At 69.4% G+C, this 14,548-nt stretch carries 10 protein-coding genes; 8 read left to right on the top strand and 2 right to left on the bottom strand.

The genetic code is table 11. The annotated features are described in order from the left end of the window. Positions 1-70 precede the first annotated feature (70 nt). Together ACLQ2T_RS17950 and ACLQ2T_RS17945 are read right to left on the bottom strand one after the other, a co-directional pair. Positions 71-1,621 (bottom strand): vWA domain-containing protein, encoded by a 1,551-nt coding sequence (locus ACLQ2T_RS17950; protein WP_425767500.1) that lies wholly within the window; start codon positions 1,619-1,621, stop codon positions 71-73. Then, positions 1,618-3,135 (bottom strand): hypothetical protein, encoded by a 1,518-nt coding sequence (locus ACLQ2T_RS17945; protein ID WP_425767499.1) that lies wholly within the window; start codon positions 3,133-3,135, stop codon positions 1,618-1,620. Before ACLQ2T_RS17945 ends, ACLQ2T_RS17950 begins: the two co-directional genes overlap by 4 nt. 481 nt (positions 3,136-3,616) lie before the next feature. On the opposite strand from ACLQ2T_RS17945, the gene ACLQ2T_RS17940 reads away from it, so the two are divergent. Genes ACLQ2T_RS17940 through ACLQ2T_RS17905 form a run of 8 tightly spaced genes read left to right on the top strand, consistent with a single transcriptional unit; the run spans position 3,617 to position 14,547 of the window. Next, positions 3,617-3,988, top strand: coding sequence for a hypothetical protein (locus ACLQ2T_RS17940; RefSeq protein ID WP_425767498.1), 372 nt, complete (start codon positions 3,617-3,619; stop codon positions 3,986-3,988). Beyond that, positions 3,985-4,686, top strand: a complete 702-nt coding sequence (grpE, locus tag ACLQ2T_RS17935) for a nucleotide exchange factor GrpE (protein WP_425767497.1) — start codon at positions 3,985-3,987, stop codon at positions 4,684-4,686. Before ACLQ2T_RS17940 ends, grpE begins: the two co-directional genes overlap by 4 nt. Positions 4,687-4,733: 47 nt before the next feature. Continuing rightward, positions 4,734-6,413, top strand: a complete 1,680-nt coding sequence (locus ACLQ2T_RS17930) for an Hsp70 family protein (protein ID WP_425767496.1) — start codon at positions 4,734-4,736, stop codon at positions 6,411-6,413. 3 nt (positions 6,414-6,416) lie between these two features. After that, complete coding sequence (locus ACLQ2T_RS17925) at positions 6,417-9,101, top strand: hypothetical protein (RefSeq protein ID WP_425767495.1); 2,685 nt, start codon at positions 6,417-6,419, stop codon at positions 9,099-9,101. Beyond that, entirely contained in the window at positions 9,101-10,288 is a 1,188-nt protein-coding gene (locus ACLQ2T_RS17920; protein ID WP_425767494.1) for a hypothetical protein, read from the top strand. Before ACLQ2T_RS17925 ends, ACLQ2T_RS17920 begins: the two co-directional genes overlap by 1 nt. Further along, on the top strand, positions 10,285-12,702 hold the full coding sequence (locus ACLQ2T_RS17915) for a GTPase-associated protein 1-related protein (RefSeq protein WP_425767493.1): 2,418 nt from the start codon (positions 10,285-10,287) through the stop codon (positions 12,700-12,702). The genes ACLQ2T_RS17920 and ACLQ2T_RS17915 overlap by 4 nt, the downstream gene beginning before the upstream one ends. Position 12,703: 1 nt before the next feature. Beyond that, positions 12,704-14,326 (top strand): TRAFAC clade GTPase domain-containing protein, encoded by a 1,623-nt coding sequence (locus ACLQ2T_RS17910; protein ID WP_425767492.1) that lies wholly within the window; start codon positions 12,704-12,706, stop codon positions 14,324-14,326. Continuing rightward, complete coding sequence (locus ACLQ2T_RS17905; RefSeq protein ID WP_425767491.1) at positions 14,323-14,547, top strand: hypothetical protein; 225 nt, start codon at positions 14,323-14,325, stop codon at positions 14,545-14,547. The genes ACLQ2T_RS17910 and ACLQ2T_RS17905 overlap by 4 nt, the downstream gene beginning before the upstream one ends. Position 14,548 lies beyond the last annotated feature (1 nt).

Genomic DNA, 14,548 nt, shown 5'->3' with positions numbered 1-14,548 from the left:
GATTACACGGCGGCGCCACCTCCTGGCAGAAGAGTTCCGATCTCAGGTACGACCCGACCGGCGGGGCGGCTCAGCGAGACCTGGCTGTCTTCGTCGGCGTAGCGGCGGAGGCGTTCGCGCCGGACGGCGGCTGCCAGGTGAACCTGACCTTGTTGATCACCACGGGTTTTCTCGGCTCGCACTCACCGGTGTGGCGATTCTCCACGGAGCCGTCCTGGCTGTAGGCGATCACCAGATGGATTCGCGAGGATCTGATGCTGCGCCGTCGGCCGACCACCGAACCGGACCCCTTGATGCCGAGCGACCGCGCGCTTATCACCGCCCGGCGCTTGAGCAGCGGCATCGATCCGCCAGTGACGGTCGGGTCCAGCGGCGTGGCGGTGAGGATGCCGCCGGGTACGGGGTTGGCCCGCAGCCACAGCACCAGTAGCGCCAGCCCGACGAGGGCGAGCACCATGGCGGCTGCGACCGTCCAGGGGACCGGGCTGCCCCGCTGCGCCGAAGCCGGCAGCGTCGTCGTCGCTCCCGACAGGGTCGGTCTGAAGTCGACCTTTAGTTCCCGGGCCAGCGTCTCGGACCACGACGACCCGATCCGCGCCTCCAGCGTCAGCGGTAGCTGTGTCGTCACCACCTGGGAGGGACGCCAACTGGCCGGCCCGGCGTCCCAGGTGACCGACACCGCCACCGACACCGTGCCACCGGGGGGAATGCTGGTCGTCCCGGTGGCCACCTGTGCCGACAGGCCCGGCGACTCGCTGCGCAGCACCAGATCCGACACCTCGACGGGTATGTGCTGGGCGGTGTTCTGCAAGGTCAGCGGCAGTGTGTTCGTACCGTGTCGCAGGATGGTCGCGGCCGGTGGCCATTCGACGCGTACCTCTGCCGACAGCTCCTCGGCGAGCAGCGACCGTGCCTTGGCGGCCCGTGTCGCGGCTTTCGGCAGATCGAGGCGTTCGGTCAACTGGTCTACGGTGCCGGATCGGAGGATCTGGGCGTCGGGAAAGACCTTCCGCAACAGCGGTGCGCCGTTGGCCCCTCGCAGCTGTACGGCGAAGGGAGTGATCTGTTGCGGGAGCTTGCCTGCGCGGGTGGTCAGCTCCCGCCAGGCGTACCCACCGGTGAGCGGAAAGGCGCTGCCCCGCTTCGGGTCGTGCCGGCCGTCGGTGAGCAGGACGACGCTGGCGATCGGCGAACCGCCCGGCTTCTCCAGCAGATCCACAGCCTTGGCGATACCCGCGCCGATGTCGGTGTACCGGCCGGTGGGTTTCGCCGGCAGCTTGCCCACGACGGCGTCCGGATTCCGGCCTACCGGTCCACTCCAGATGACCTCCGCCTTCTCGGCGAAGGAGATCAGGCTGATGTTGTCCCTGGGGGCGAGCGCGGCGACGAACTCCCGAAGCCCCCGTCGTACGCCGTCGTACAGGCCACCGTCCTGCATCGATCCGGACATGTCGATCAGAATCAGGTAGTCGGCGGCGACCTCGTCTATGCCGAGTTGCCCGTATACGTCGTCGAGTGACGGGGACGCTGCCCGCACCGGAGCGGCGAAGGTCGGAGCGCCCGCGAGCAGCAGGGCGGCGAGCAGGGCGCCGGCACCCGTCCGGAGAGCAGATGGCCTCATGTCTTCTCCTCTGGGCTGGTCCGATCGGTTGGTTCGGTGGCGGTGCTGCCGGGCGTGGCGGATCTCGCTTCCGGCGGCCGCTGCTCCTTCGGTGTCGACTGGCGGGTGTCCGGCGGCTGGGTAGGCTGCTCCGGGCCCAGCCCGTCGTCGTCGGAGGCGGTCGGCGGGGTCCCGAGAGCCGTCGCCACCACCCCGAGGATCCTCCGAACCTCGGCGAAGACCCACCCCGGCTCAGGATGAACCAGCGTGAACAGGGTCAGAAGGGCGATCAACACGGCGAGCCCGCCGAGCATGGCGGCGAACGACGTGGAGATCGGGACGCCGAGCCGGGGCGCCGCCAGGACGACGGCCACCGGGATCAGCGCCGCGATGAAGCGACGCACGAAGGGCCAGGTCACAGGCCTGGCGGTACGCTGCGGCGGAACGGCCGGCATGGACGACGGCAGTTTGCCGTGATCGCCGAGGCAGATCGCGATCATCGAGACGATGCAGTCACCGACGACCTTGTCATCCGACTCCGGCGCTCCCCAGAGCGGGCGACCCTCCCGGAGGACCTTGGCGGCCTGGTCCACCTTCTTGCGCAGTTCCTCGCGTTGGATCCGCTGCCACCGGCTGCCCTTGGGGTAGGGGCGGTACATGTTCTCGACGGACGCTGCCGCCACTTCGAGTCGCTTGGCGATCCGTCGACGGGCCCCGGATCCGGGTGACCACTTCTCCTTGCCGAGCAGACCGACGATCACCTCGTGCAGGTCTTCGAACGCCTTGATGTCAGGGGCGCTGATGCCCTGGTGAGTTCGACTCACCACCGCCTCGATGCCCGATGCGCCCAGTGCCACCAGCGTCATCGTCGCGACAAAGGCGGCGCCCAGCGCGATGCCTGCCGCCGCATCGCCGTCCGCGGTCCGAGCCACCGGCAGGAGAGCGGTCCAATCGAACCATCCGCGCCTGTCCGCCACCAGCAGCGCAACCACGAGCGTCGTCAGTGACATGCCAAGGGCGATGAAGACCGGTAGCAGCCGCCGGCTTCGCAACGCGTATGTCGCGGGTAACGTCAGGGCCAGCGCGGTCAGCAGATGCATCACGACCGCATACGGGCGACTGTGTGCTACCGCGACGGCGAGCACGGCCAGGCTCAGGAACACTGCCATCAGTGCGGCGATCGAGCTGGCGATGAACCTCAGTCGGCTGAAGGCGGCGCGTCGCCGTGCGGCGGACACGCAGAAGGCTTTGAAGTGTGACTCCAAGCTTGCCGACGTCAGATGGTTCAGCTTCAGCGAACTGATTTTCTCGGAGATCTTCGGCCATGCCTCGTAGAGATTCCTGGTCTCCCGATCCGCAAGCGCCTCGTAGCCCTTGCTGGTGAGGATTGCGCTCTTGTCGCGCAGCCGGAGCAACGGACCGAGGGGCCAGAGATTTGCCGGGGTGGCCGAGGAGGTTTCGTTTTCGGTGCCGCCCCGCCGGGTGGTGGAGGATGAACGTCCGGTGGGAGTTCCCCGCTTGTTCACCGCTGTCACGGAACAGCTCTATTCGCTCGTCGAGATGGGCTTGGCCTGCGGGAGACGTCGTCTCACCGGTGGTCGGCGTTATCCGTTACCTGACGCCACACGATAAGCGCGGGGCGCGGCCTTCAATGTGGTCAGTTCGGGCAGTGTCGACAATCGCCCGCGAGTCTGATTGAAGAGACCGAGTGTCTTCGATTGGTGTCCGATCGGTCGATCGGCGCAAATGCCCTGGGTGTCGGGGTCAGCCGCCCGGCTTCCGCTGCTGGTTGCACTCGGTGTCGGGCACCTGACACTTCCCTTGATCGGCCTCGCCGAGGGGCTGGCCTGCTTGGGTGCATGGGGCCCTGACCGGGCCCGGCGGTCAGCCCAGCACGGGTGCTCGGTGTCGCCCCACTGTCCCCTGCCCGAGACGGGAGCTCCGGCACGGTGGCACGGCAGCGGCGGTCAGGGCCGAGGAGAAGGGTGCCGGCTTGCGCGAATCCCCTTTCCGTACGTGTTTGCCGTGCTGTCCAACCTCGCCGTTTCGGCCTACTCTCCATACAATGTGGCGGCGATCAGAGAGGCCGGAACACCGCTTTCGCGCACGTGCGCCTGTGACCTCGGCTCGGCCAGCCGTTCAGCCTTTGTCGGAGGCGGGCTGCTCGTCAGCAACATGGTGCCGACAGTCGTGACGACGTTCATCATGGTCATCTTCGTTGCGGGTGCCTTCACCCTGTGCCGATTCGATCTGGTGCGAGCACTGCCGTTGTCGTCTGCCACCGCCGCCGGAGGTCCACTGAACAAGGAACTGTCGGCGCTCCGGCGGGGGGACACGCCGAGTCGGCTGAGCTGTGAACACCGAACTGGCGGGAGGAGACGTCGATGAACGTGCTGAACGAGTCCGAGCCGGGCTCGACCGTGAACGTGAGCGGCGAAGATCCGGAGACAGCCGGTACCGGACCGGAGCCGGTCGACACCGATTCGGCGACTGTGGATGCGGCGGCGACCGGGTCGGACGGCCTGTTGCAACGGTTGGATCGGCTGGATCTTGGCGTGCAGGAATTGCGGCGTGAATTGGCCGCCGCGCACGAGCGGGCCGCTGCCCAGGAGCGGATCATCGACCGGTTGCACGAGGACAATCAGCGGCTACGGGCCGGTGAACGGCAACTGGTGCTGCGCCCGCTCCTCACCGACCTGTACCGCCTGCACGCCGACCTGCTTCGGCAGGCCGCGTCGCTGCCGGTGGACCTGTCGGCGACGCGGGCCGCGGAGTTGCTCACCTCGTTCGCGTACAGCGCCGAACTGTCGCTCGAGCGCGGTGGGGTGCAGGTGTACCGCCCGGCGGTAGGCGAGCAGTTCGACCCGTCCCGGCATCGCGCGACCGGGGTCGTACCGGCCGCCGGGCCGAACGACGACGGTCAGATCGCCGAGGCGGTCGGTGTCGGCTATCTCGACAGCGTGACCGGTCGACCGCTGGCGCTGGCGCCGGTGCGGGTAAGTCGCTGGTCCCCGGTCGAACCGACCGGTGCCGACGATCCGGCTGGTGGAGTCATTCCGCAACAACTGTCCCCGTCCGCCGACTGACTCTTTCCCGAGCCACGCAGTGTGGTCGGTTCGTCCAGGAGGATCACATGTCTGACGATGCTGCCGTCTACTTCGGCATCGACCTCGGTACGACGTACTCCGTCGTCTCATACATAGATGAATACGGCCGGCCGGCCCTCGTCCGTGATCCGGTCTCCGGCAGTGAGACGACCCCGTCGGTGGTCTTCTTCGAGAACGCGGACAACGTCGTCGTCGGTGCCGAGGCGAGGAACAACGCGGTGCTCGACTCCGAGCGGGTGGTGCAGCGGGTCAAGCGGGAGATGGGCCGCGAGCGCCGCTGGGAGTTCGACGGCAGGACCTACACCCCGGAGTCCATCTCCGCGCTGATTCTCAAGCAGCTCGCGCAGGCCGCAGCGCAGGACACCGGCCGTGAGGTGCGCGACGTCGTCATCACGGTGCCGGCGTACTTCGGCATGCTGGAGCGGGACGCCACCCGCAAGGCCGGTGAGATAGCCGGGCTCAACGTGATCGGGATCGTGCCGGAGCCGGTCGCCGCCGCCCTGCAGTACGAGGTGGCGGACGGCGCGGCGGAGCGGTTCGTGCTCGTCTACGACCTCGGCGGCGGCACCTTCGACACCACCGTCATCCGGGTCGCGGCCGACACCGTCGAGGTCGTCTGCACCGACGGCGACCAGGAACTGGGCGGCGTGGACTGGGACGACCGGCTCGTCACCTACCTGCTCGACGAGTTCCAGAACCAGGTGGACACCGCCGAGGATCCCCGGGAAGACCCGGAGTTCATGCAGGAACTCCGCCGCAATGCCGAGGACCTCAAGCGAGGGCTGTCGAACGTCACGACGCGGACGCAGCACCTCCGGTTCGCCGGCTCGGTGGCCACGGTCGAGGTGACCCGGGAGATCTTTGAGCGGATCACCCAGGATCTGCTCGACAACACCGTCCGGCTCACCGAACGGACGCTGGAGAAGATGGCGGCCAAGCTCGCCGTGGAGAACCCGGCGGGGCACATCGACGAGGTGCTGCTGGTCGGCGGCTCCAGCAAGATGCCCGCCGTCAAGGCGGCGCTGAGCGACCGGTTCGGCTGGACACCGCGCCTGCACGACCCGGACTTCGCGGTGGCCAAGGGTGCGGCCCGATTCGCGCTCAGTCGGGCGGTCTGGAACTGGGAGGCCGGCGGCCCAACGGAGACCGAGCCGACCGTCGAGGAACGCCGCGAGCGGGTTCACGCGCTGGCCCAGCGCTTGGCGGTGGACGAGTCCGCACTGGCCCGGCTGGCCGACAAGAAGATCCAGAACGTGCTGCCCAAGGCGTTCGGGGTGCGGCTGCTGGACACCAACCAGCCCGGCTGGCAGGAGAATCCGGAGTCTGCCAGCTATGTCGAGCACCTGGTGCACGCGGACGAGACCCTGCCGCGTACGCGGAGTCTCGACGCACAGACCGTCGTACCGGACCAGCACGAGGTCGAGATCAGCATCTACGAGCAGGCAGGTGGTACGGAGAGCCCTGAGCTGTCGGACAACAAGCCGGTCGACCATGGTCGTGGGGTGATCAGCGGCCTGCCGTCGCTGCCCGCCGGTTCGCCGATCGACATCGTCATGATCGTCGACGACGAGGGCCTGCTCACGGTGCGAGCGAGCGAGCCGGTCAGCGGTCAGGAGTTGACCATCGAGGTGCGAGTCAGCGTGCTCAGTCCGGAGGAGGTCCTGGACGCGACGGCGACCGTGTCGGCCCTCTCGGTCAGGTCTTGAGGCATGGCGTTCGACCGAGCCCGCTACGAGCGTGACGTCGTGAAGCCGTTGCGCGGGCGGCACGGCCCACTCGCCGACGACGACCTGCTGCGCCGTTATGCGGTGGATCCGGAGATGTCGCCCCAGGAGCTGGAACGTCACCTTCGTGACCTGCGGACGTACTGGAACCAGACGGCCGGCGGGCCGGACAGCAAGGCCCGGGTCTGCCGGCAGTTCCTCACCGCCGACGAGGAACTGCGGCGGACGGTGGGCGCGAAGCTGCACGACCCGGCCTGGTGGCAGGTGCAGGCCCAGCGCCAGGACGAGACGGCGCGGCAGGCCATCAAGCAGCTGGTGACCGATCTGACCAGGGCGTACGGGTCGGTGCAGCAGGTGACCAGGGCGCAGCTGGCGGGAATCGCCTCGCAGTACCCGGCGCTGCGGCCCGCGCAGGTGCAGCAGGCGGCCCGCCAGGCCGGGCTGCGCCTCGTCGACACCGTCGAGCTGCCGACGGACAGCGGGCTTACCCGTACCGCCTTCCGGGAGCTGGGCCAGCGGCTGGGCGAGTTGGGCCTGCCCACCGTGGTGCACCTGCTGCATCCCGGCATCGACCGTCCCTTCACCCTGGTGCGGGATTTCGCGGTGCCGAACGGCCCCCGCCTCGAACTCTCCCCGGCGGTGCTGGCCGACGCCATGAAGGCCGCGGAACGGGCTGCCGACTCGCCGGCGTTGCGGGCTCGCAAGGCAGCGCTGCGGTTGCTGGACAGCGGCCTGCGTGCCGGGGCGGACCTGCGGACCATCGCGCTGTTCCAGATCGTGGAGCAGTTGTCCACCGCCCGCAGCGGCGGCGTGGCCGACGTGCTGCTCATCCGGACCGCGACCCGGCTCGGGGTCACCCAGGAGGACGCCGAGCTGCTGGTCGCCAGCCTGCCTCTGACCTCGGGTACGTCCGGCGGTGCCGACCGGATCCGTGATCTGCTCGCCGCCGGTGAACTGCGCGCGGCCGAACAGGCCCTGGCCGCAGTGCCGGCCGCCGATCCGCAACGGGCGGAACTCCAGCAGGCGGTCGGTGAGCGGCAGGCGGAGTTCGAGCGGCTGCTCCGTACGGCTGACACCGCCCAGCGCGAACGCCGGGAGGAGGACGCCGAGCGGGCCCTGCGCGACGCCCAACGGATCGCCGCCGATGATTCCGACCTCGACGTCCGGTTGAGTCGGCTGCCGCTGCCCCCGCCCGGGGAGGTCACCGTCACCGAGTACGGCGACGGGGTGCGACTGAGCTGGCAGCCGTCGAACACCGTCCGCACGGTGCGTTACCGGGTGGTCCGCGGTGAGGGGCGGGTGCCGGAGTTGCCGTCGGACGGGGTCGAGGTCGCCGGCACGGCAGACACCACCGTGGTCGATCCGTCGCCCCCGGTGGTGCGGGATCTGCATTACGCCGTCTTCGCCGGCACCGAGACCGGCGCCTGGTCACGCCCGGCGACCGTTGCGTTCCGTCTGGTCCCCCCGATCGGCGCGGTCACCCTGGCCGCTCGCGCCGACCAGGTCGCGGGCTCCTGGCCGGGACACCCGGACCTGGTGGAGGTGCAGGTGCGGCGTACCGCTGGACGGCCGCCGCAAGGCGCGAGCGACGGTACGGCCGTGTCGGCGAAGCGGACCGCCTTCGTCGACCGCGACGTACGCGAGGGGGAGCAGTACTACTACCAGCTCACCGCGATCTACCACGATCCGCAGGGCCGGAAGGTCCGTTCGGCGGCGAAGGTGGTGGCGGCGGTACCCCGGGCGGAGGCCCAACCGTTCGACGGCTTGACCGTTCGGCCGCTGGCGGTCCGACGCAATGTCGCCCGGGTGCAGTTGTCCTGGCCGGCTGCGGCAGGTCAGATCCAGGTCCGGTACGCGAGCGTGTCGCCCCCGTGGGAGTTCGGGACGGTGCTGCCACTTGAGGAGATTCACCGCTTCGGCCGGGAGGCCGTGGGCCTGACCGAGGCGGTCGGATCGGACCTGGTGTTGGAGACCGAGGTCCCGGCCGGCCCACTGGTGTATGTGCCCTTCACCGTCGGCGGCACCGGGGCTGTGGTCGGCCGACCGGTCGAGATGGGCCAGGTTGAGCCGGTGACCCGGCTACACGCCCAGCGCATCGGTGCTGAGGTGGTGCTGAGCTGGGTCTGGCCGAGCGAGGTGGGGCTGGTTGAGGTCGAGTGGGAGCGCCCTGACGCCGCGACCCTGGTGCGGCGCCTCACCCGTAGCCAGTACGTGGACGGCTCCGGATGCGTGCTGCGGGTCGGTCCGGCCGGCGGCAAGGCCACCGTCCGGGCGGTGTCGGTGGGTGCCAGCGGCGAGGGTCTGTCGGCGCCGGCGACGGTGGAGGTCGCCGGTCGGGCCGTCGAACTGGCCTACCGGCTGCGCCGCCCATCGGGGCTGCGGCATCGGTTGAGCCGGCACCGGCTGCTGGAGGTCGTCGCCGACCAGGACTGTGTCGGGGTCGACCTGACGGTGGTGGTGTCGTCGGGCCTGGTCATGCCGCTCCGCGTCGAGCAGGGCACCGAGGTCGACCGGTTCACCGGGCTGGCCTTCGCCCGGCAGTCCCCACTGACCTTCGAGGTCGAGATTCCCCGCACCGTACGTAAGCCGTACTGGATCCGTTGCTTCGCCGACGGCCAGGTGCAGCTGACGATGATCGATCCGCCCGTCGCAGAGTTGAAGGTGACCTGATGAGCAGAGTCTCCTGCCCGTACTGCTACCACAAGATCAACGGAAGTCGGCTGTGGTACCAGTGCACCGGCCGCGGATCACCCGGCAGGAAGGGCTGTGCTCCGGCCCGGGACGAGGCACGCGAGCGGGAAACCGGCTTCAACGAGCAGGTACGCCCGGTGTTCGGCCTGGCCAACCGGTCACCGATCTGGCCGGCGAAGGCGGAGTGCCCGACATGCGGCGCGCAGAGCGGGATCCGCGCCTGTCCGCGCTGCCACACTCCGCTGTCGTCCAACTTCGGTGCCTCGGTCAATCCACTCATCGCGATGGTCGGCGCCAAGGGCACCGGCAAGAGCGTCTACCTCACGGTGCTCGCTCACCAACTGTTGAACGATATGAGCGGCCGGTTCGACGCGGACGTGCGGATGTCCGGAATCAGCCAACGCAGGGCGCTGGGCGGCGACCAACTGGAGATCAGCACGATCTTCGACAGCCAGCGGTTGTTCGAGCAGAGCGCGCAGGCGGTGAACGGGCGGCAACCGCCCACCGTGTTCGAATGGCGCCGGGAGCACCGGATCGCGGGGATCCGCCGGTTCCGTACCTCGTTCCTCTCCTTCTACGACACCGCGGGCGAGGACCTGACCGCGCAGGAGACGACGCACGACCTGACCTATCTGGGTGCGGCCAGCGCGTTGATCCTGCTGCTCGACCCCTTCATGATCCCCCAGGCTCGGCAGTTGATCCGCCTGCCGACCGAGGCGGTCCGCTCCACCGAGGCCACCGTGGACGTGGTCAATCGGGTGACCGAGAAGCTGCGGGTCAGTCACAGCATCCGGTCCACCCGGGCGATCAGGATTCCCGTCGCCGTCGCGTTCGCGAAGATGGACGCGTTCTTCCCGGTGCTCGGCAGCGACCATCCGCTGCTGCGGCAGCCCTCTCCGACGCCCTACTACGACGATGTCGCCGGGCAGGCCACCCACGAGCAGGTCCGGGCGGTGCTCGCCGACTGGGGCGGCGACGACATCGATCGCCACCTACGCTTCAACTACGCGAACTTCCGTTACTTCGCGGTCTCCTCGCTCGGCGCTCCGCCGGACTACACCAAGGGCGCGGTGAACGAGGGCGGCGTACGACCGTTCCGGGTGGCGGAACCGTTGCTGTGGCTGTTGTCCCAGTTCAACGTGGTGCCCCGGCAGCGGCAGCGATGACCGGGGACGACGGCGGAATCGCCTTCGACACGCTGATCTACACCGACTGCCTGCCCGGCCAAGGACTCCAGGGCTCCGCCGGGCTGCAGTTCCAGGCCCGCTCCGAAGGGGCGGGTCGAGAGGCGATGTCGTTGATGCAGCGTCACCTGCTCTACGAGCCGCCGTCGAAATGGATGCGGGAGCGGCGGCCCGTCGAGGAGTACCCCGATTCCCTAGCGCACACCTGGGACGGTCTGCTGGCCACCGCTGCCGGGCGCTACCTGGGGCGGGAGGCCAACGGCGGCCGGGAGGGCAACCAGCTCACCCACGGCATCGTCACCACCGATCCCGCCGACTACGGCGAGGTCCGCCCCGCGCAACTGTTCGGGGCACCGTTCTGGACCGGCACGCCCGCCCCGACGACCGACTGCCCGCCGGTGCCGGTCGGATGGACCCCCGGCCCGATCACCGTGCCGGCGGTGCAGGAGTTCGTCCGGGACACACCGCGCGGTGTCGAGTTGCTCGTGGCACTGCTCTCCACCCTGCACCGGCTCGACGAGCCCGACGGACGCCGGGTGCTCTTCATCGCCGAGGACCCGGGCCTGGTGCTGCGCTGGATCGCGGCGGCGACCCTCCTGCTGCCGCAGCGCAGGGCGTTGGCCGTGGGGTTCAAGGTCTTCACCACCAATCCGGCGTACGCCAGCCAGCAGGTGGTGGCGGTCCATCCGGACTGGGACAGCACCAGCAGCAGCGTCGAGAACGACTCCGGGTACGCCGTCTTCGACCTGGTCCGCCACGTCTGGAGCGAGGTACCGGTCACTGCCGAGGCGGACCAGTTGGCGCGGCTCTTCGTCGAACAGGACCCGTACGATGTCGTCGATCTGGTCGAGGTGGCGGCCGAGACAGGCCTGCCGGCGGATCGGGCGCTCGTCCTTGCCGGTGCGATGATTCTGCCGGCGACCGATCTGCCGTTGGCCACCGCTCGGCTGGCAGTGAGCTGGCTGCGGGACAGCGGACCGGATCTGCTCCCCAACCACCGGGGTCTCCTGGTCGACCAGTTGGTCAGATCGATCGAGCGTTGGCCGCAGGACGTCCTGCTGTCGCTCGACGAGGTCGCCGGGACCGGACAGGTTCCCGACGACCGGGTGGCACCCGTCCGGCTGGCGTTGATCCGGGCCGAACTGGATCACGCGGCGCACTACGGGGAGGTCACCGGAGCGCGGCTGGCGGTGCTGGCGCCGGGTGTGTGGAGCGCGGAGCAGCGGCAGCTCGCCGAGGACCTGGTGGTGGATGCCCTGCGCGGGGGCCTGCGACCGGTGGGCGTCGACGCCGTCCTACGGGTGGCGACACGGTTCGGACTGACGGTCCGACTCGGCGAGGTCGAGGATGCCGTGCACGAGTTCGTCGTGGACTGGGCCGACCATCCGGAGCGCAACTACGACATCGACCTGTGGTCGTGCGGTGTCGCCCTGATGGACAGGCTGCACGACGAGTTGTACGCCCGGATCGGCGCCGGCCGGTCGAACGAGGTCGGCGACGCGTGGGGACACAAGATGCTGCCCCGCCCGTTGATCACGGACCTGCCGCTGGACGAGGTACTGCTGGCCGCACGCATGCGGCGCGGCGACACCGTGGCACGCGAGAAGCTCGTTCGGAAGCATCTGGGCGAGGTCATCGGCACCGAGCAGGCGGACGAGGCGATCCGACGCACGGTGGCAGCTTTCTGGCAGCGGGTCGAACCGACCCTGAATGAGCTACGGCTGCTCTGCGAACTGCTGCCGCCGGATGTCGAACTCGACCCGCAGATCTTCGCGGGCCTCGCGGGCCGGCTCGACGACGGTGGGCAACCGCTCACCACCGCGCTGCTGGGCGTGGCGAGGAAACTCATCCACCACGGCCTGTGGCGGCCGCCCGCTCGGGCGGTGGTGCACCGGTTGCTCCTGCTCGACGCCGAGGTCAGGGAGGCCTGCGGGGAGCTTCCCCACGCCTCGGACCCGAGGCGCTACCGACACTTCGAGCAACGTTTGACGGGGGCCGGCGAGCGGGTGCTGGCGCTGCGGCGCGACGAAGTCATCCAGGCCCTGCTGCAGGTGCGCCGGCCGGAGTGGCTGCCGCACACGCTCCAGAGTCTGCCGCCCGTCATCATGGACGGCTACTGCGTGCGGCTGATCGAAAACGTACGCAAAGGGGCCGATCCGTGGTACGTCGTCCTCGCCTTCTACCTCCTGCACACCAGGCAGGTCCCCGCCGTTCACCGTGAACGGTTGTCGTCGGGGGTGCAGGGCTGGACGACCACGGCCTCGGAGCGACGACTGAAAGCGGCCGCGAGCCGGTTGGCCGAGATCGACCCGGCGGTCGCAGAGCGCTGGGCGGCGATGCAGAACCAGGCACGGTCGACCTGGCTGCGTCGCACCCTGCGCCGGGGTGGGGGTTGACATGCAGATCGTCCTGATCGTCGTCGCCGTCCTGTTGGCTGTCGCCCTCTATCTCTATCTGGTCTTCCTCGCCCTGGTCTTCGTGGCCACGCCGTTGACCCTCATCGGTGCCGGCCTCGGTGGCGTCGCCGGAATGGGCATCGTGCTGCACCGGGCCGCAGCGGTACTGACCGGCACCGACCGCGACGTTCCCGTTCGTACGCCGGCAGAGGTCGTCTCCGGGCGGCTGGCAGGCCGGGTCCCGGCACGGTTCGTCCGCCGTGACTTCGCCTGGCCGAACTACTTCGCCGTGCAGGTACGACTCGACCTGACACATGTCGCGTCCAGGGCCCTCGCCTCCTGCCGGTTGCTGGTGACCCGCACGACCGGGCCCATCACCGCATGGGATCCGCGGGTCCTGGTCGTTGTCTGGCCGTTTCTGGTGCCTGTCGTCGGATCTCTGGCCGGACTGACCGCCGGGGTGCTGCTCGCGGTGGTTGTGCTCGCGGTGGTCTTCGCGCTGGTGACCGGCCTCGCGTGGCTGGCCGGTCTGGCCGTCGCCGCCGTGCTGACCACCGCGGACCGTGCCTGGCAGCGGGTCTTCCGAGCCACCGGTACCTGCCCACGCTGCTACGTCAACAGCGAGGTACCCGCCTACCGGTGTCCGGGCAGCCATTCCCCGCAGGATGTGCAGGAGGGGCGCGATCTCCACCGGAACCTGCGGCCCGGTCGACTCGGGGTGATCTGGCGGCGGTGTGGGTGCGGCCATCGACTCCCGACCACGGTCCTGCGGGCCGCCCGGAGTCTCGTGGCGGTGTGCCCGACCTGCCAGCAGCCGCTGCACAGGACCGCGGCCGTCGACACGGACATCCGCATACCGGTGTTCGGATCGGCCTCGGCCGGCAAGACACACCTGATCATGGCGTCCCTGGTGACTCTGGTCAGGGCGGACTCGGGCGGCGGGGGGTCCGTCGTGGCGGCCGACGAGCACGCGGAGCGGATGCTGCGAGAGTTCACGGAGATCTTCGATCGTGGTGACCGGGCACCCAAGACGAGCGCCGCCCAGCAGCCCTTGGCGGTGACGGTGCGGATCGGTGACAACCGGCGCGGTGCGCTGCTGCACGTCTTCGACGCGGCAGGTGAGGCGCTGGCGGACCCCGACGAGAATGCCCGACTCTCCTATCTCGACACCGCCCGCACCCTGCTGTTCGTCCTGGACCCGTTCTCGATACCGCAGGTCCGCGACAGTTGCATGGCGGGCTTCGAGACCGTGTTTGCCGATGCGAACGCGGCAACCGAGCACCCCGAGGTGTCCTACCAGGCGACCGCACAACGGCTGCGCGATCACGGTGTCGACACCCGGCGGCAGCGGCTGGGCTTCGTCGTCTCCAAGCGCGACCTGCTGGAGAGACTCCAGCTTGACGACTTTCCGGGTTCTGACTCGTCGGCGGTGCAGGGCTGGTTGCGGGCACGGGGACTGGTGAACCTGGTGACCGCGGCGGAGCGTGACTTCGGCGAGGTCCGCTACTTCCTGGTGTCCTCGATGAGGACGACGGACGAAGAGGACCTCTTCGCACCATTCCGGTGGCTGTTGGACAGCGAGCCGGTGACTCTGCCGACGACCACCAGAAGGGGTGCCCGGTGACCACGGTCCCGCCGAGCCACCGAAAGGCCCGCGCGGTGCTGATCGTGGTGATCGTCCTCCTCATGATCACGGCTGGCGTGCTCGTCATCCGGCAACGCCTCGTGGTGCGGCTCGTGGACAGGGGCGCGCAGATCGTCGAGCAGGTCCGCATGCTGGCGGTCGACCAGCCCGGCGCTCCGGTCGGGTCGCCCGCAGGTCGCCGGCAGCCAGGGAGGGAGTGAT

The organism is Micromonospora sp. DT229 (assembly GCF_049844505.1).
Taxonomy (GTDB): Bacteria; Actinomycetota; Actinomycetes; order Mycobacteriales; family Micromonosporaceae; genus Micromonospora.
This window is presented reverse-complemented; position numbering and strand designations above follow the sequence as displayed.